The 18,371-nt window shown below is 71.9% G+C and carries 13 protein-coding genes and 1 pseudogene; 9 read left to right on the top strand and 5 right to left on the bottom strand.

All coding sequences use genetic code 11. The annotated features are described in order from the left end of the window. Positions 1-377 precede the first annotated feature (377 nt). The 3 genes from ACFQ87_RS22400 to ACFQ87_RS22390 form a co-directional block, all read right to left on the bottom strand. The gene (locus ACFQ87_RS22400; RefSeq protein WP_380612558.1) at positions 378-1,013 is read right to left on the bottom strand and encodes a hypothetical protein; all 636 of its coding nucleotides are present in this window, start codon (positions 1,011-1,013) and stop codon (positions 378-380) included. A gap of 405 nt (positions 1,014-1,418) precedes the next feature. After that, positions 1,419-4,040, bottom strand: coding sequence for a SpoIIE family protein phosphatase (locus ACFQ87_RS22395; RefSeq protein ID WP_380612557.1), 2,622 nt, complete (start codon positions 4,038-4,040; stop codon positions 1,419-1,421). A gap of 233 nt (positions 4,041-4,273) precedes the next feature. Next, positions 4,274-6,409, bottom strand: coding sequence for a SpoIIE family protein phosphatase (locus ACFQ87_RS22390; RefSeq protein WP_380612556.1), 2,136 nt, complete (start codon positions 6,407-6,409; stop codon positions 4,274-4,276). A gap of 267 nt (positions 6,410-6,676) precedes the next feature. Between ACFQ87_RS22390 and ACFQ87_RS22385 the strand changes: the two genes are divergently transcribed. Together ACFQ87_RS22385 and ACFQ87_RS22380 are read left to right on the top strand one after the other, a co-directional pair. Next, positions 6,677-6,979 carry a hypothetical protein gene (locus ACFQ87_RS22385; RefSeq protein ID WP_380612555.1) on the top strand — a complete coding sequence of 101 codons (303 nt, stop codon included), beginning with the start codon at positions 6,677-6,679 and terminating at the stop codon, positions 6,977-6,979. A gap of 283 nt (positions 6,980-7,262) precedes the next feature. Next, complete coding sequence (locus ACFQ87_RS22380; protein WP_380612554.1) at positions 7,263-8,390, top strand: NADH:flavin oxidoreductase; 1,128 nt, start codon at positions 7,263-7,265, stop codon at positions 8,388-8,390. Between the two features lie 247 nt (positions 8,391-8,637). On the opposite strand, the gene ACFQ87_RS22375 is transcribed toward ACFQ87_RS22380, so the two are convergent. Beyond that, complete coding sequence (locus ACFQ87_RS22375) at positions 8,638-9,075, bottom strand: MarR family winged helix-turn-helix transcriptional regulator (RefSeq protein WP_380612553.1); 438 nt, start codon at positions 9,073-9,075, stop codon at positions 8,638-8,640. Between the two features lie 113 nt (positions 9,076-9,188). Between ACFQ87_RS22375 and ACFQ87_RS22370 the strand changes: the two genes are divergently transcribed. From ACFQ87_RS22370 to ACFQ87_RS22355, 4 genes and pseudogenes are all read left to right on the top strand, one after another. Continuing rightward, positions 9,189-11,186, top strand: coding sequence for an aldehyde dehydrogenase family protein (locus ACFQ87_RS22370; protein WP_380612552.1), 1,998 nt, complete (start codon positions 9,189-9,191; stop codon positions 11,184-11,186). Positions 11,187-11,266: 80 nt separating this feature from the next. After that, positions 11,267-11,647, top strand: a pseudogene (locus ACFQ87_RS22365) (GTP 3',8-cyclase MoaA); the annotation flags it as partial. Between the two features lie 288 nt (positions 11,648-11,935). Further along, on the top strand, positions 11,936-13,213 hold the full coding sequence (locus ACFQ87_RS22360) for an aspartate aminotransferase family protein (protein ID WP_380612551.1): 1,278 nt from the start codon (positions 11,936-11,938) through the stop codon (positions 13,211-13,213). A 74-nt stretch (positions 13,214-13,287) separates the two neighbouring features. After that, on the top strand, positions 13,288-13,413 hold the full coding sequence (locus ACFQ87_RS22355) for a hypothetical protein (protein ID WP_380612550.1): 126 nt from the start codon (positions 13,288-13,290) through the stop codon (positions 13,411-13,413). A gap of 176 nt (positions 13,414-13,589) precedes the next feature. Here ACFQ87_RS22355 and ACFQ87_RS22350 read toward each other — a convergent pair whose 3' ends face one another. Continuing rightward, positions 13,590-14,558 carry a LysR family transcriptional regulator gene (locus ACFQ87_RS22350; protein ID WP_380612549.1) on the bottom strand — a complete coding sequence of 323 codons (969 nt, stop codon included), beginning with the start codon at positions 14,556-14,558 and terminating at the stop codon, positions 13,590-13,592. Positions 14,559-14,656: 98 nt separating this feature from the next. On the opposite strand from ACFQ87_RS22350, the gene ACFQ87_RS22345 reads away from it, so the two are divergent. The 3 genes from ACFQ87_RS22345 (at position 14,657) to ACFQ87_RS22335 (ending at position 18,343) form a co-directional block, all read left to right on the top strand. After that, entirely contained in the window at positions 14,657-16,348 is a 1,692-nt protein-coding gene (locus ACFQ87_RS22345; RefSeq protein WP_380612548.1) for an ABC transporter substrate-binding protein, read from the top strand. A gap of 124 nt (positions 16,349-16,472) precedes the next feature. Next, the gene (locus tag ACFQ87_RS22340; protein ID WP_380612547.1) at positions 16,473-17,354 is read left to right on the top strand and encodes an ABC transporter permease; all 882 of its coding nucleotides are present in this window, start codon (positions 16,473-16,475) and stop codon (positions 17,352-17,354) included. Then, a complete protein-coding gene (locus ACFQ87_RS22335; protein ID WP_380612546.1) occupies positions 17,351-18,343 on the top strand; it encodes an ABC transporter permease in 993 nt (330 codons plus the stop codon). Before ACFQ87_RS22340 ends, ACFQ87_RS22335 begins: the two co-directional genes overlap by 4 nt. Positions 18,344-18,371: the final 28 nt, after the last annotated feature.

Genomic DNA, 18,371 nt, shown 5'->3' with positions numbered 1-18,371 from the left:
CCGGGCGCTTCGTTCTTTCGTGTTTCCAGCTTATCAGATGTTTTCCGCTCCGTTTCCGGGGCTTCGTTCATCCAACTCGCCGGTGTCTTCCGGGGTTTGACGCCCCGTCCGACGCTTCAAACTCTAGCCGATCCCCGCTCCGAAAAGCGAATCCGGCCGCAATCCGATAAAACGCGCACGCCGAATAAGCACCGAGCCGCAGCGCGAGAACGCGAAAACGACCGGCACGAACCGGAAGTGATGTTTCAGAGGAGTGGCCGCCCCGGGACCGTCCGCGCCGATGCGTGTCCGGTGCTCCCTGCCGAGCGACTGGGAGACAGTACCCCTACCTGGTGCCCGACACAAACTGCAGGAGTGTCCACCGCTCCCGACCCGCATCAAGCCCTGCGAGCCTCGACGGCCAGTCGGCGGCCCTGCTCCAGAAAGGCCGTGATGCCGAGGACACCGCCGAGTTCACGGATCGTCCGGGTGGCACCGAACGGCGCGTTCCAGAACTCGCCCTGCCGCGGGGTGTGCGGGCCGACGTACGCGTACGGCTCCGGCTGGAACGCGTCGCCGAGCGAGACGCCGTAGTTCACATCGCCGGCGGTCAGACCGATGTCGAAGTGCTCGGGCCAGATGACCGGGTCCGCGTCCGGGAACAGCCCGCCCAGCGCGGCGTCGCCGAGCGCGAAGCAGTGCGCGAGCCAGCGGGCGGCGGACGGGTCCACTTCGATCGCAGTGTCGGCGGTGGTACCCGACCCGTCCTGGTACAGCCCGGCGGGCGCACCGACCGTGAGCCCGAGGGCCGCGCCGAGCGCGCTGCAGGTGGTCCGTTCGAGGGGCACCGCCTGCCCGGGCGCGATCAGCTCCGCGCCGATCACCCTCAGCTGCGGCCCGACGGCGGTGGCGAAGCCGCCCGGGCTGGCGCGCAGCCGGATCGTGCCGCTGGCCCGGTACTGCGGGCCGGCCAGGACCAGTTCGGCCACCGCGTGCAGAGCGCAACGGGTGCGTGCGATCGTCTCGCTGTCCATGAGGCCATGGTCTCCCGACCGGGAGGCCCGCGCTTGGTCCTTCGATGGGACATGACGTTCGGGGATATGCGCGACTACGAACGGGGTCCCTCTCAGGGGCCGACCAAGGTGCGGATCATTAGCTCCGCCTGCTCGCGGAGTTCTGCTCGCGTCGGCGGTTCGGCCTGGCCGGACCCTGCCGTCGCGTTGAAGAGGATCCCGTCGCACCAGGAGGGCCGGGGTGTGGTGGGCGATCTGCACCCGGGGTGCGGCGGTCAGCGCCTGGAGCGTCCTGATGGCCCGCTGGCGCAGGCGGACGCGCGCGGCAGGGGGATGTGCCGGTAGGCGACCTGCTGGGCGAGCACCACCTGCCCCGCCGCCTGCCGAGCCCGATGGGCGGGACGCTCCGTCACAGGAACTGCTCGGTCACAGGAACTGCTCGGCCCAGATGATCTTGCCTTCGGAGGTGTAGCGGACGCCCCAGCGTTCGGCGAGCTGGGCGACGAGGAACAGGCCGCGGCCGCCCTCGTCGTCCGCGACCGCGTAGCGCAGGTGCGGGGCGGTACTGCTGGTGTCGGAGACCTCACAGATCAGCGTGCGGTCGTACAGCAGCCGCACCCTGATCGGTTCGGTGGCGTAGCGGATGGCATTGGTCACCAGCTCGCTGAGCACCAGTTCGGTGACGAAGGCGGCCTCGTCAAGACCCCACTCGGCGAGCTGTCGGGTGGCCTCGGCGCGAACCCGGGCCACGGCCTCCGGAGCCGAGGCCACCGCCCACTCGGCGATCCGATCGGGCTCCAGAACGCGGGTGCGGGCGACGAGGAGGGCGATGTCATCGGTCTGGCGGGCGGGCAGCAGGGCGTCGAGCACGGCCTCGCAGATCTCCTGGGGCGATCGGCCGGGGCGGGTCAGGACGCTCGCGAGGACGTCCAGGCCGACACCGATGTCGCGGGTGCGGTCCTCGACGAGGCCGTCGGTGTAGAGGACCAGGCTGCTGTCCGATGGCAGTCGCACCTCCACGGCTTCGAAGGGCATCCCGCCCAGGCCGAGCGGCGGACCGGCGGGGAGGGCGAGGAGCTCCACCGTCCCGCCCGGGTGGACGACGGCGGGCGGGGGATGGCCCGCCCGAGCCATCGCACAGGTGGCGGTGCTGGGGTCGTAGATCGCGTAGAGGCAGGTGGCACCGGTGATCGCGGGCTCACCCCCGGCCGCGGCCGCCTCCTGGTCCATATGGGCGACCAGTTCGTCAAGGTGCCCCAGGAGCTCGTCCGGCGGCAGGTCGAGGGTGGAGAAGTTCTGGACGGCGGTGCGCAGGCGGCCCATTGTGGCGGCCGCGTGCACACCGTGGCCGACCACGTCGCCGACGACGAGCGCGACCCGGGCACCCGGCAACGGGATGACGTCGAACCAGTCGCCGCCGACCCCCGCCTGGGCGGGCAGGTAGCGGTAGGCGACGTCGAGGGCGCTCTGCTCGGGCAACGCTCGCGGCAACAGGCTGTGCTGCAGGGTGACGGCCATGGTGTGCTCGCGGGTGAAGCGGCGGGCGTTGTCGATGGACACGGCGGCCCTGGCGGCCAGCTCCTCGGCCAGGGACAGCTCGTCGTCCTCGAACGGGCCCCTGTCCCGGCCGCGCCAGAAGCAGGCGATGCCCATCACCACACCCCGCGCCGTCAGCGGAACGGCGATCAGCGACGACAGGCCGAAGTCCAGCACCGCCTGTGTCCGCTCGACGTCCTGCATGCGCCACCCGGCGTCGGTCGCCAGCTCGGGGACCAGCGCGGATCGCCCGCTGAGGTAGCCCACCGCCTGCGGGGTACTCCCGACCCACCGGACCAGTCGGTCCTGGGGGTACAAGGGCGAATCGTCGCGGATGCCCGCCAGCGCCACCCGGCGCAGCTCCACCCTGGCACCGGCTGTCAGGGCCTGCGGCTCCTCGCCGATCAGGACCTCTTCGGCGAGGTCGACGGTGGTGTAGTCGCAGAATCCCCGGGAGGCCATTTTGGCGAGTTCCTCGGCGGTGCGCCGGACGTCCAGGGTGGTGCCGATGGTCATGCTCGCGTCGTACAGCAACCTGAGCCGACCGCGGGCGACCTCGGCCTTCCCCGCCAGGGCGCGCAGCTCGGTGGAGTCGCGCAGGGTGGTGACGCTGCCGAGAGGTCCTCCCCCGCTGTCGGTGGGGCGGTTGTTGACGGCCAGCAGACGGTCGCCCACGGGGAGCACCTCGTCGGTGACCGCGCTGTCGGACAGCAACAGTTCGGTCGTACGGGGGTCGAGGCCGAGGTCGGTGACGGCACGCCCCTCCGCGTCGGGGGGCAGGTCCAGGAGCCGGCGCGCCTCGTCGTTGGCCAGCAGGACCCGGCCGTCGCCGCTGACGATGGCCACGCCCTCGCGCACCGCGTGCAGCACCGCGTCGTGGTGCTCGTACATCCTGGTCATCTCCTCCGGCCCCAGGCCATGGGTCTGCCGTAGGAGACGTCTGCCCACCAGCGCCGTTCCGGCCGTGGCCAGGCCCAGCGCGACGACGCCGGCGCCCAGGACGACCGGCAGCTGGCGGTCGATCGCGCTGCTGACGTTGGCGACCTTCATCCCGGCGGACACGATGCCCACGACCCCGCCCTGGGCGTCCTCCACCGGGACCACCACCTGGTACTCCAGGCCGAGCGGGCCGTGCACCTGCTCGACGGTGACCTGACCGTGCAGCGACGGCCCGATGGTGCCGACGAACTTCTTGCCGATCTGCTCCGGTTCGGGGTGGGTGTAGCGGATGCCGTTACGGTCGGTCACCACGATGAAGTCGACCTTGGCGTCCTTACGGGCTGCTTCGGTCAGTGGCTGCAGCACCTTGCTGGGGTCGGGGCCCTGCATCGTCGCCACCAGACCGGGGCTGTGGGCGAACGCCTCGGCCGCGGCGAGCGAACGGTCGCGCGCTGCCGCGAACCGGTCGCTGCGGGACTCGATCAGAAGCGCGACGACCGCCGCCACCACGAGCAGCAGGGCGATCGAGACCTGCAGGAGGAACATCTGACCGGCGACGCTGCGGATGCTCATCACCGACCGCAGACGCCGCACCGAAGGATCCCCCGGGACCGGGCGTGGGTGCTGCCATCCATGACGACCACTCGCTCGGCCCGGAGCCCGGGGGGCGGGGCCCGTGTCTCTCGCCATATCCCCATGATCCCGCCCCGGCACGAACGGGACACCGCAGACCGCGCATTCGCCCGAGCGCCCCCCGGGTCCGCCGCGCCCTCCGACCACGGAATCGCTCCCTCCCGTGCCCCGGCTCACCGCGGGACGGACCGGATCAGCAACAGCGCGACGTCGTCGGTGCGTTGCTCTCCGTGCCCGGCTCGATCGACGAGCGCATCGGCCAACCGGTCGAGCGGTTCGCCGCCGTGGCGGGCCAGCGTGGCGATGAGATCGGCCAGCGCCTGGTCGAGGTCCGCACCGGGCGTGTCGATGAGGCCGTCGGTGTACAGGACCAGAGTGGTGCCGATCGGCAGGTCGACGCGGATCTGCGGGTAGTCGGCGGCGGGGTCGACGTTCAGCACCATGCCGGTGCGCGGTTCCAGTGCGTCCGCCCGACCGTCCGGGCCGTACCGCAGGGGCACGGGGTGGCCGGCGTCGGCCAGCCAGGCCTCGCGGCGGGCGAGGTCGACGCGGAGGTAGGCGCAGGTGGCCAGCAAGGCCGTGTCCAGGTCGGCCATCAGGCGGTTGGTGCGGGAGAGCACCGTGCTCGGATCGGCGTCGGCGGTGGCGAAGGCACGGACGGCGGTACGGACCTGGCCCATCAGCGCGGCGGCGTTGACGTTGTGGCCCTGGACGTCGCCGATCACGACGGCCACGGTGTCGGGCGCGACCCGGATGAGGTCGTAGAAATCGCCTCCGACCTCCATTCCCTCGGTGCACGGCAGGTAGCGGGCGCTGACCTCCAGGCTCGGGACCGCGGGCAGCGCACGGGGCAGCAGGCTCTCCTGGAGGCCGTGGGCGAGGACGAGCTTGGTGTCGTACAGCCGGGCACGGTCCAGGGCCTGGGCGATCAGTCCGCCCAGTGAGGTGAGGACGGCGCGTTCCTCCAGGTCGAAGTGGTGCGGCTCGGCGAACGCCAGCACGCAGGTGCCGATCAGCCGGCGCGAGGTCACCAGTGGCAGATAGGCCCAGGCGGCCATCCCGTCCTGCGTCTCGTGTCGGTCCGGGTAGACCCGCTCCAACTCCGCACGGGTCTCGAAGAACACCGGCACGGGATTGGTGGACGCCTGGACACCGGGCGTGGGCTCGGTCAGCGGGGTGCTGTCGAACTGGTCGACCAAGCCGGGCGGGTAGCCGCGATGGCCCGCGATGCGCAGTCGGCCGCCTTCGGGTATGAGCACCGCCACGGCCTGGCCGCCGAAAGCCGGCACGATCTGCTCGGAGACCAAGCTCACCACGTCCTGCACGCTGACGGCCTCGGTCAGCGCGCTGGCGAGGTGGAGGAGGTGGTACAGCGCTCCGGGCCGTGTGTGCACCGCCCGCTGGGCCGGCGTTCCGGTGGGCCGGTCACGGCGGGCGATGTCGGCCGTGACGATCCGCGCGGTGAGCCCGGACGGGTCCGGGAACAGCTCGAACGACAGCCACCGGTCCGGTGGTCGCAACGCGACGAAGGAGGTGGACTGCCCGCTCATCACCGCGGACCGGTAGTGGTACTCGTACACCGGGTCCCGCAGCCACGGCAGGACCGCCCACGGCCGCGCGCCCAGCAGCAGCTCGACCGGCACGCCCAGCAACTCGGCGGCGGCCGGCGTCACCGCGCCCAGCCTGCCGTCCAGATCGATGTCGCACAGGCCCTCCGGAAGCCGTGCCGCCATCGTCGTGAGGGGTGCGGCGGAACCGCACTCCGCCACCCCGGCGCGCGGGCCGGCCCGGACCGGTCGGCCCGCCCGGGCCGCGTCCGCCAGCACCTCGACCAGGCGCGCGGCGAACGCGTCGAACCGGTCCCGTTCACCGGGCGACATCTCGGGCGGATGCGCGGCGGGCCAGAGCACGAAGACGGCCCCGTACCCGGTCCGCCGCGTGGCGAGCGGAGCAGCCGCGAGGCAGAACGCGTACGGCATGGCGAGCGCGACCCTCGGGTACCTGCGCGCCATGTCCTCCGCGCCGCCCACCCATACGACCCGGCCGCTGCGCACCGCCTCGGCCACCGGTACCGGTGCGGCGATGCCGATGCGCTGCCACGGCCTGGTGAACTGCCGGGCGGCCCCCAGTGTCACGGCCAGTTCGAGCACCTGCCGGTTCTCCGACAACAGGTAGAGCCCGCCGATGTGTGCGTCGAGCCGGGTCGGCGCCGATCGCAGGATCTGCGCCGCCTCGTCGAGGCCGCGCCCGGCCGGAGCCTCGGCGGCCTCGTGTCCGGGCCTCGGCGACCGATGCCACGGCACGCCCATCACCAGCACCCCATTCGAGCCGACCAGTGAACCCGTAGGCCTCCTCCCATAGTGGCTCGGCCCGCACCGTACGTCCCGTCGTTTCCGCCGGGCTCCGGCGTGGTCGAGGCACCCCGATCAGTGCGTCGTGAGCAGCGACGTCCGTCACCGGAACCTCGGGCCGAGACGGAGCCGATGCCGTTGGCCCGGAGTGCGTCGAACCCGAGCACCCCGACCAACCGTCAAAGATCTCGCCCGCGCGACGATCACCGCGGCTAGCATCGCCCCGTGACCTCGAACGATCTTTCGCCGGACCTGCCGGTCCGGCCGGGTCTATCCCCGCGGCGACGCAACGCGACCTACCTCTGCGCCGCGCTGTTCGTGGCCGCCGGCCTGCTCGCCGGCGATGTGATCGGCACGATTCCCGACGGGCTCAGCTTCCTGGGTGGGGCCGTGCTCTGGGGTGGTGCGCTCTTCACCGTGAACCTGACCACCGATGGCGACTACACCGACAGTGCCGACCCGTCGACACGTCGACGCTGGTCGGGGAGCTGGAGCGCCTGGCGGTACTGCGTGACAGCGGGCATCTGAGCAACGAGGAGTTCGCCTGGGCGAAGGCCCGGCCACTGGACGGCAAGGGCTGATGAGCTCCTGCGGCGAGGTCCGCTCCCACCACCGGCCGGACCGATCGGCGACCCGGTGGCCCACCGTACGGGCGGCGGGCCGCGTAGGGACCACCGCCCCCGCCGGCACGCAGTGGCGCGGATCACAACGGGTCACGCGCGACCGGCGAAATGCGCAGGCTGTCGAGGTGGTTGGCACGGGCAACCGTTTCCGTCCCGGCGCACACCACCGCCATCCGCAAGGAATCCCCATGACCGTCACTGAGCCCTCCACCTCCCGCGCGGCCGAGATCCTGTCCCGGCCCGTCACGATCAACGGGCTGACCGTGCCCAACCGCATCGTGATGGCGCCGATGACGCGCAAGTTCTCCCCGGGCGGCGTGCCCGGCGAGGACGTGCGCTCGTACTACGCCCGCCGCGCCGCCGCAGGCGTCGGCCTGATCGTCACCGAGGGAACGTACGTCGGCCACGAATCCGCCGGTCAGAGCGACGACATCCCGCGCTTCCACGGCGAGGAACAGCTGGCCGGGTGGGCCCGCGTCGCCGAGGACGTCCACGCGGCGGGCGGCACGATCGTGCCGCAGCTCTGGCACATCGGCATGGTGCGCAAGCAGAGCGACCCGCCCTTCGCCGGTGCCCCCGCCGTCGGCCCGTCCGGCCTCCGGCTGGACGGCACCGAGGGAACGGGGCGGGCGATGACCCGGGCCGACCTGGACGCCGTCATCCATGCGTTCGCCGAGGCCGCCGCAGCCGCTGAGCGGATCGGCTTCGACGGCGTCGAGCTGCACGGCGCGCACGGCTACCTGCTCGACCAGTTCCTGTGGGCCGGCACCAACCGCCGCACCGACGCCTACGGCGGCGACCCGGTCGCCCGGACGAAGTTCACGGCCGAGCTCGTCGCCGCGGTGCGCGAGGCCGTCTCCACCGAGTTCCCGGTGATCTTCCGCTACTCGCAGTGGAAGTCGGAGAACTACGACGCCCGCCTCGCCGAGACCCCCCAGGAACTGGAGGCGATCCTCGCCCCGCTCGCCGAGGCCGGCGTCGACGCCTTCCACGCCTCGACCCGCCGCTACTGGATCCCCGAGTTCGACGGCTCGGACCTCAACCTGGCCGGCTGGACCAGGAAGCTCACCGGCCGCCCCGCCATCACCGTCGGCTCGGTCGGCCTCGACGGCGACTTCGTCCGCGCCTTCATGGGCGAGGGCGCCCCGGTCCAGGGCATCGACAACCTGCTCGACCGGCTGGAACGCGACGAGTTCGACCTGGTCGCCGTCGGCCGCGCCCTCCTCCAGGACCCGCAGTGGGCCGCCAAGGTCCTCTCCGGCCGCTTCACCGACCTGCACCCCTACGACGCCGCCGCGCTCCGCACCCTGAGCTGACCACCCCGCCCCGAGGACCCGGCCGCACCGCGAGCGCGACAAGGCCGATGGAACGGCCAGGACGGCGGTCGGGTCCGGCGGGCGACGTCAGGAGGGCGACGTCAGGAGGGCGACGTCAGGAGGGCGACGTCAGGAGGGAGGACCCGACCGCCGGGCTGAGCCGGGCAGGGCAAGGGCCAGGCCGGCCGGGCAGGTCGCCGTGCCAAGGCGCGGTCCGTCAACCCGTCGAAGGGGCCGGCCACCGCGTTCAGGCGGCGCCGGCAGGGAAGAGCCGGCTCAGCAGGCGCTGGAAGGTGCGCCGGTCCCGCTCGCCCAGTTCGTCCAACCCGCTGAGGGTGGTCAGCAGCTCGGCGCGGATCTCGTGGACGGTCCGCTCGCCTTCCTCCGTCAGGGTCACCCTCTTGATCCGCCGGTCAGCGGGGTCGACCTCGCGGCGGACCAGGCCGTGCGCCTCCAGCCGATCGACGATGCCGGTGACGTTGGACGCGTCGCAGCCGAGCAGGTCGGCGAGGGTCCGCATGGGCATCGGACGCCGGAGCAGGCTCAGCATCTTGCCCTGCATCAGCGTGAGGCCGCGCGCCGCCGCCACGGTGGCGAAGCTGCGGTAGTACTCGGCCGCGGCCTGGGCCAGCTGGTCCATCAGCTCGATGGACGTGGGCACGGTGGGCGGGGTGATGCTGGTCATGGTTCGAGTGTAGGCAGGATTAGTTGACAACCTCAACCATCGAGGCCTACCGTCGAACGCATTACTTGAGGCCTTCAACCATCGAAGACCTCAACTCATCCTGGAGCACCACCATGACCGCCGCCCTCTTCGTCGTCACCGGCGCCACGCACTGGACTCTCGCCGACGGCACCACCCACCCGACCGGCTACTGGGCCGAGGAGCTCGCCGAACCGCACCGCGTCTTCCGCGAGGCCGGCTACGAGATCACCATCGCCACGCCCGGCGGTGTCGCGGCCACCGTCGACCGCGGCAGCCTGACCTCTGCGGCCAACGGCGGCCAGGAGCGGGCCGATTCCATCGCCGCGTACCTCGACTCCATCCGGGCCTCGCTCACCAGCCCCGCCAGGCTGGAGGACATCGACCCGGACGCCTACGACCTGGTCTTCTACCCCGGCGGCCACGGCCCCATGGAGGACCTCGCGGTCAACGAGGCGTCCGGCCGGATCCTCACCCGTGCCCTCGACTCGGGCCGGCCGCTCGGCGTGGTCTGCCACGCACCGGCCGCACTGCTCGCCGCGCGCCGCGAGGACGGCAGCTGGCCCTTCGCCGGCTACCGCATGACCGCGTTCACCAACGCGGAGGAGACCGCGGCCGGCCTGGCCGACCGCGCCGAGTGGCTGGTCCAGGACCGTCTGGTCGAGCTGGGCGCCGACTTCGCCGAGGCCGCCCCGTTCACCCCGCACACCGTCGTCGACCGCAACCTGTACACCGGGCAGAATCCGGCCTCCTCCGCGGAGCTGGCCCACCGGCTGGTCGAGGCCCTCGCCACCGACGCCGGCACCGTCGTGAAGCGGCTGCGCGCCACGTTCCGATCCGGGCGCACCAAGCCGCTCGCCTGGCGCCTCGACCAGCTGCGGGCTCTGCGCTCGCTGCTCACCGAGCAGTCGGAGGAGTTCCTGGCCGCCCTCAACGCCGATCTGGGCAAGGGCGCTGCCGAGGCGTACCGCACCGAGGTGGCCTTCACCCTCAACGAGCTCGATCACACGGTGAAGCACCTGGAGGAGTGGCTGCTCCCGAAGCCGGCCGCCGTTCCCGACGCCTTCCTCCCGGCCGAGGCCCGGGTGGTCCGCGACCCGCTCGGCGTGGTGCTGATCATCGCTCCGTGGAACTACCCGCTGCAGCTGGCCCTCGCCCCGCTGGTGGGCGCCCTGGCGGCCGGCAACACCGCCGTGGTCAAGCCCAGCGAGCTGGCCCCGGCGACCTCGGCGGCCATCGCCCGCCTGCTGCCCCGCTACCTCGACCCGCAGGCCGTCGCCGTCATGGAGGGCGCCGTCCCGGAGACCACCGCGCTGCTGGAGCAGCGCTTCGACCACATCTTCTACACCGGCAACGGCGCGGTCGGGCGGATCGTCATGGCGGCCGCCGCCAAGCACCTCACCCCCGTCACCCTCGAACTCGGCGGCAAGAGCCCCGTCGTGGTCGAGCCCGGCGTCGACCTGGCCGTGACCGCGCAGCGGATCGCCCGGGGCAAGTTCCTCAACGCCGGCCAGACCTGCGTCGCCCCCGACTACGTCCTGGCCGTCGGCGACACCGCTGCCGCACTCGAGGCCGAACTGGCCGCCGCCGTCCGCGTGGCCTACGGCGACGACCCGGCCGGTGACCCCGAGTACGGGCGGATCGTCAACGAGCGCCACTTCGACCGTCTCACCGCTCTGCTCGCCGAGGGACGCGTCGTCACCGGCGGCGGCCACGACCGCGCCACCCGCTACGTCGCACCCACCGTACTCGCCGACGTCCCGCCCGCGGCTCCCGTGATGCGGGAGGAGATCTTCGGACCGATCCTGCCGATCATCACCGTGCCCGACCTCGACGCGGCGATCGCCTTCATCAACGAGCGCGACAAGCCGCTCGCGCTGTACGCCTTCACCGACTCCGACCGCACCAAGCAGCGGCTGGCCGAGGAGACCTCGTCCGGTGCGCTCGTCTTCGGCCTGCCCGTGTCGCACCTGGCGGTCCCCGAGCTGCCGTTCGGCGGCGTCGGCGAGAGTGGCATGGGCCGCTACCACGGCGAGTACTCCATCGACACGTTCAGCCACACCAAGGCGATCCTCGACAAGCCGCTCGGCTGAGACCGCAGCGGCGCTCCCGGACGCCGTCGGAACCGTCAGGCTCCTCATAGGGGCTCGGGAGTGCCGCGGCGGTCGCCCCGGCCGCGGAGACGCTGGCGGCCGTCTCCTCGGTCTACGACCTGACCCCCGTCACCCCGGACTCGCCGCAGCCGGCCACCTCCTACCGCTTCGCCGACGGAGCGCCGGGGGTGCTGGGGTTCATCCCCTCGGTGACGAAGCCCTTCTGCGACAGCTGCAACCGCATGCGGACCACCGCGGAAGGAGCCTTCCGCGTCTGCCTGTTCGCGCTGGAGGAGACCTACCTGCGCTCCGCGCTGCGCGCGGGAGTCGACGACGCCGGGCTGGAACGGCTGATCCGCGAGGCGCTGTGGCACAAGTGGGCCGGCCACAAGGTCAACCAGCCGACTCCTGAGAGGCGCGGCCCGCACGTCGGGCCGGGCGGCCACGCCACCGGCCCGTGAAGCGAACGGAGCCGCCCGGATCGCCCTCGACCTGGTCGCCTCCACGTCCTGAGCCGGCCAAGCGGGTTGCCGTAGTCCCGAATTGGCCACTTGCGTACCGTGAACCGACCTGCGGTGACCGAGGTGACGATGCCGGGGATCTGGTTGCGTGTGGCGCCGCGGCCCGTGTCGTCCCCGATTGACCGGCCTACGGACCGGGGGTCGGGTAGCTTGCCTGAGAGCCGTCCGTGCGCCCCGGCTGCCCGATCGACGCCAGGTCGATGCTGTCGCAAGGAGAGTGAGCCTCGCATGTCGAACCTGCTCGGCCGCCATCGCGCGGTCATGCCGAGGTGGGTGTCGCTCTACTACGACGACCCGATCGAGATCGTGAGCGGCAAGGGGCGCCGCGTCACCGACTCCGACGGGCGCAGCTATCTCGACTTCTTCGGCGGCATCCTCACCACCATGCTCGGGTACGACGTGCCCGAGATCCGGGAGGCCGTCGAGCGGCAGCTGCGCACCGGGGTCGCGCACACCTCGACGCTGTATCTCATCCGCACTCAGGTGGAGTTGGCCGAGAAGATCGCGGAGCTGTCGGGCATCGCGAACGCCAAGGTCTTCTTCACCAACTCCGGCACCGAGGCCAACGAGACGGCGCTGCTGCTCGCCACCAATGCCCGCCGGTCCGACCAGGTGCTCGCCCTGCGCAACAGCTACCACGGACGCTCGTACGCGGCCACGGCCGTCACGGGCAACCGGAGCTGGAAGAACTCCTCGCTCTCACCCGTCAACGTGCACTACCTGCACGGCGCCGACCGCGCACGCTTCCCACGCCTGTCGGACGAGGAGTTCCTGGCCTTCTGCGCGGACGATCTGCAGCACGTCCTCGACACGGCCACCGCCACCGACGTCGCCTGCCTGATCGTGGAGCCCGTCCAGGGCGTCGGAGGCTTCACCGCCGCACCGGACGGGCTCCTCGCGAGATACCGGGAGATCCTGGACCAGTACGGGATCCTGCTGGTCTCGGACGAGGTGCAAACGGGCTGGGGCCGTACCGGAGAGCACTTCTGGGGCATCCAGGCCCATGGCGTGACACCCCACATCATGACCTTCGCGAAGGGCCTGGGTAACGGCTTCGCGATCGGCGGTGTCGTCGCGGACGGCACGCTGATGGACGCGCTTCCGGCCAACGGCATCTCCACTTTTGGTGGCAACCCGATCGCGACGGCGGCTGCCGGGGCCACCCTCGACTACCTCCTCGCCCACGACCTCCAGGCCAACGCACACCGTCTCGGCCGCCTGCTGATCGACGGCCTGCGGACCGCGGTGGAAGGGCTTCCGGTCGCACGAGACGTCCGGGGCAAGGGCCTGATGTTCGCCGTCGACCTGATCGACCCCGGCACGGGAGCGCCGAGCGCGTCGCTGGCCGCCGAGGTGTTGGAGCACGCAAAGGAGCGGGGCCTGCTCATCGGCAAGGGCGGCCTCTACGGCCACACCCTACGGATGGCTCCCCCGCTCACCCTGACCGAGGACGAGGCCGGGGAAGGACTCGGCATCCTCGTCGACTCGCTTGCTGCCGCCTGCTGACATCACCTCGTGCGACCGGCGGACGCGGCGGAGGACCCGGACGTCCTCGAAACGAGCGGTTCGCCCAACTCCCCTTGGCAGCAAGGTTCTTCCGCCGAACCCTGCTGATCTACCACTACTACGACGGCCAGGACAACGGCACGCCCGCGCTCGGCATCAACTACCTGGGCTGGAACAACAGGTGTCCCTACGTCTACTGATGACATGGACCAGCTTCCACCCGAGAACGGTGCCCTGTCTCGCCCCGTCGAACAGGCTGTCATTGTGGCGAGGTCTCGACAGTGAGACTCACCGTGCCATAAGCGGACTACACAGCAGGCGAGTTGGAAGGCCGCGGGTCAGGCGCGAGTAGAACGCCGACGGACAACGGCGTGCATCATCGGGCGGCCGCCTCGGGGTGCCCGGCGGCCGCGCGCAGCCACCGCTGGTACACCGGGCTGCGCTCGGCAGCGACCCGGTGGGCCGTACGGACGTGCTCGACCAGCGCCGCCTCCAAGGCGGCCAGCGGGCCTGCCTGGTGCCAGGCGATCAGGTGCCGGTACCAGAGCGGGTCGCCGGTGATGGGCCGCACGGCGATGCCGGGCACTTCCTCGAAGGTGGCCTGGCACAGGCTCACCGCGCAGCCGCTGCGGACCAGCTCCATGAGCAGCCGCCCCTCCGCCTCGTGCACGGTGCGCATCCGGTGGCCGGTCGCGTGGAAGGTGGTGGACCAGTACTCGCGGACCCGGTCGTCGTCCGGCCGGGGCGACACCCAGTCCTCGTCGGCGAGTTCGTCCAGTCCGACCTCCGGCCGGCCGGCGAGGCGGTGGCCCGCCGGCAGGGCGACGAAGACGGGCTCGGTGACCACCGGCCGCAGGACGACACCGGGCCGCGCGGCCAGCTCGTAGCCGGGGCAGTCGCCGACCACGACGGCTTCGAGGCGGCCGGCCGAGACGTCCTCGATCAGTGGGACGGACGAGCCCTGGGCGCGGGAAGCGATCCGGGCCTCGGGAAAGTGGGCACGCAGGGCATCGATCAGCCCGCCGATCAGTGGGGCGTTGACCGAGCCGAGCCGCAGTCGCGGGACCGGGCTGCTGGAGCGGGCGGCCAGGGCGGAGGCACTCAGCAGCTCGTCGACGGTGGGCAGGACGGCGCGGGCGCGGGTGAGCACGGCCTCGCCGAAGGCGGTCGGCACGGCGCCGGTGCGCCCACGCTCGAACAACGGGCCGCCCAACATGGCCTCGATCCGGCGCAGTTGGGCGCTGAGCCCGGGCTGGCTGAGTCGTAGTGAGGCGGCGGCGCGGGTGAGGCTGCCGGTTTCGGCGATCGTGCAGATCATCCGGAGGTGCCGTATCTCAAGCTCCATAACCGGATGTTATGAACAGGTGGGAGCTCCCGGAAGGGATCGCGGCGGCCCAATCTTGTCCCACATGTGAAATGTCATATCACACCAGAGGGGGACGAATGAGGCCACGAAGAGCCGCATGCGCCCTGACGGCGGCCCTCGGGCTGCTGTCCGCGGCGGCCTGCACCGGATCGACCGGGGCCGGAGCCGGCGCCCCCGGGGAAGCCGCCCCCGTGAAGGGCGGCACCCTGCACGTCCTGTCCACCATCGACCTGGAACACCTGGACCCGGCCCGCGCGTACGTCACCTCCACCCAGGACGTCGGCCGGCTGATCTACCGGACGCTCACCACCTTCGCCCCGGCCCCCGGCCAGGCCGGCGGGAAGATCGTGCCGGACCTCGCCACCGACACCGGCCGCCCCACCGACGGCGCCCGGACCTGGACCTTCACCCTCCGGGACGGCGTGCGCTTCGAGGACGGCCGGCCCGTCACCAGCAAGGAGGTCAAGTACGGCGTCGAACGCACCTTCGCCGCCGAACTGCCCGAGGGCCCGCCGTACGCCCGGCTCTGGCTGACGGGCGGCGACACGTACAAGGGCCCGTACCAGGACAAGTCCGGTCTCGCGTCGATCGAGACCCCGGACGAGCGGACCGTCGTCTTCCACCTCAACCGGCCGGTCGCCGACTTCGGCTCGGCCGTGTCGCTGCCGATGTTCGCCCCCGTGCCGCAGGACAAGGACACCGGCGTGGGCTACGACAACCGCCCGTTCTCGTCCGGCCCCTACCGGATCGACACGTTCGAGCCCAAGAAGCAGCTCACCCTGGTGCGCAACCCCTCCTGGGACCCGGCCACCGACACCGTCCGCAAGGGCCTCCCCGACAAGGTCGTGATCGACCTCAACCTCGACCCCGCCGTGGTCGACCAGCGGCTGATCGCCGGCCAGGGCGAGGACGCGAACGCCGTGGCGATGGAGCCCATCGGCCCGGCCTCGGTCGGACGGGTGCTGGGCGACCCCCGGCTGAAGCAGCGCCTGGTCATCGGCGAGTCCATCAACACCCGTTTCCTCGGCATCAACACCAGGCACAAGCCGCTGGACGACGTCCGGGTGCGCCAGGCGATCGCCTACGCGCTCGACAAGGACGCGCTGCGCACCACCCGCGGAGGCCCCATCGCGGGCGACCTCGCCACCACCCTGCTGCCGCCCACCCTGCCCGGCGCCGCCCCCGAGGACCCGTACCCGAGCCAGGACGGCAAGGGCGACCCGGCCAGGGCCAAGGCCCTGCTCGCCGAGGCCGGACACGCGTCCGGCCTGGAACTCACCCTCGACACCCCGGCCACCGCCGGCGGCAAGGCGCAGGGCGAGGCGGTGCAGGCCTCACTCGCCCGGGCCGGCATCACCGTGCGGATCAACGAGATCAGCTCCTCGGCGTTCTACAGCACCATCGGCAGCCCCACCCGCGAGCACGACCTGCTGATCGACGGCTGGACGCCGGACTGGCCGGGCGCCTCCACCTACCTGCCGATCCTGTTCGACGGCAGGCTGATCACCGACGAGGGCAACAACAACCGCACCCAGTACGACTCCCCCGCGGTCGACGCCAAGCTCGACGAGATCGCCGCCTCCGGCGACCCGACCGCGGCGCAGGCGGCGTACGGCGAGCTCGCCAAGCGGATCATGCAGGACGCACCGGTCGTCCCGTTCCTCTGGGACAAGGCCGCCGTCCTGGTCGGGCCGAACGTGGCCGGCGCGTACGGGCACACCGCCTTCGTCGGCCGTCTCGACCTCGTCTCGCTGGGACTGCGCAGGTGAGCGCCCGCGTCACCGGGACCGCGCAGCCGGACTCCCGCACCGCCGGGACCGCGCAGGTGAGCGAGCGAACAATCGAGAGGTGCGCGTTTCGCGAAGCGACCGCCGAGCGAAGCGAGGAGGGCGCATGAGCGTCCTGCGCAGGCTGCTGTCCCAGCGCGCGACGGCGCTCGCGCTGGCCACGGTCGCTCTGCTGGTCCTGGTCGCGCTGGCCGCCCCGCTGATCACCTGGCTGACCGACAGCTCACCGACCGCCTTCCACGGCGAGGCCGTCGACCCGGCGTTCGGCGGACTGCCCCGCGGTGCGGCCGGCGGCATCAGCGCCGAGCACTGGCTGGGCGTCGAGCCGGTCAACGGCCGGGACGTGCTCGCCCGGGTCGTGTACGGCGCGCGCGTCTCACTGTTGATCGCCGTGCTGGCCACCGCCGTCTCCACGCTCCTCGGCACCGCGCTCGGCCTGCTCGCCGGATTCCTCGGCGGCTGGGCCGACACCCTGATCGGCCGGTCGATGGACCTGCTGATGTCCTTCCCCAGCCTGATCTTCATGATCGCCCTGATCTCGGCCGCCCCCGGGGCGGACCGCCGGCTGCTGCTGATCACGGTCCTCGGCCTCTTCGGCTGGCCGTACGTCGGGCGGATCGTGCGCGGGCAGGCGATGGTGCTCGCCCGCGGCGAGTTCGTCGCGGCGGCCCGGGTGCTCGGCGCGTCCCGACGGACGCTGCTGCTGCGCGAGGTGCTCCCCAACCTGACCGGGCCGGTGCTGGTCGTGGCGACGATGTCGATCCCGGCCTGCATCGCCACCGAGGCCGGGCTGTCCTTCCTCGGCGTGGGTGTGCAACCGCCCACGCCCTCCTGGGGGCAGATGATCGCCTCCGCCGTGCCCTGGTACGCCTCCGACCCGGCCTACTTCCTCGTCCCCGGCGTCCTCCTGTTCGTCACGGTGCTCGCCTTCAACGTGCTCGGCGACGCCGTGCGCGATGCGCTCGACCCCCGGAGCAAACCACGATGATCCTCTACCTGATACGAAGACTGGCCGTCACCGCGGCCGTCCTGCTGGTGATCTGCGCAGCCACCTTCGCGATCTTCTACCTGATGCCCGCCGACCCGGCCCAGGGCGCCTGCGGCAAGGCCTGCAGCCCCGAACGGCTCGCCACGATCCGGGCCACCCTCGGGCTGGACCGCTCCCCGTTCGCCCAGTTCGGCGACTACCTCGGCGGCATCCTCTCCGGGCGCGCCTACGGCAGCGGGGCGGCGGCCGTCCAGTGCCCCTTCCCCTGCCTGGGCTTCAGCTTCCAGACGAACCAGCCGGTCTGGGAGCTGCTCACCAGCAGGCTGCCCGTCAGCATCTCCATCGCCGTCGGCGCGGCCGTGCTGTGGCTGACCGTCGGCGTGGCGGCGGGCGTGGTGTCGGCGCTGCGGCGCGGCAGCCTGTGGGACCGCGCCGCCATGACGGCCGCCCTCGGCGGGGTCTCGCTGCCGATCTACTTCACCGCGCTGGTGCTCCAGTACCTCCTGGTGGTCCGGCTGAACGTGCTGCCCTACCCGACCGCCGTCCCCCTCACCGAGGACCCGATCGGCTGGGCGCAGTCCATGGTCATGCCCTGGATCACCCTGGCCATGCTCTACTCCGGGGTGTACGCCCGGGTCACCCGCAGCGAGATGCTGGAGAGCCTGGGCCGGAACTACGTCCGCACGGCGCGCGCCAAGGGACTGGCCGAGGTCACCGTGGTCCGCAGACACGCGCTGCGACCCGCACTGATGCCGATCGTGACCATCTTCGGCATGGACCTCGGCGCGCTGCTGGGCGGCGCGCTGATCACCGAATCGGTCTTCGGCCTGCCCGGTGTCGGCAAGCTGGCCGCCGACGCGATCGCGAGCGCGGACCAGCCGGTGATCCTCGGCGTGACGCTGTTCGCCGCCTCCTTCGTCGTGCTCGCCAACCTGGCGGTGGACCTCGCCTACGCCGCACTGGACCCGAGGGTGAGGGCCGTCGCATGAGCGAGCGGAGCATGGGGGTCCCCCCGGC

Source organism: Kitasatospora sp. NPDC056531 (assembly GCF_042794375.1).
Taxonomy (GTDB): Bacteria; Actinomycetota; Actinomycetes; order Streptomycetales; family Streptomycetaceae; genus Kitasatospora.
The sequence above is the reverse complement of the archived record's forward strand: the minus strand, read 5'-3'. Positions and strand labels throughout refer to the sequence as shown.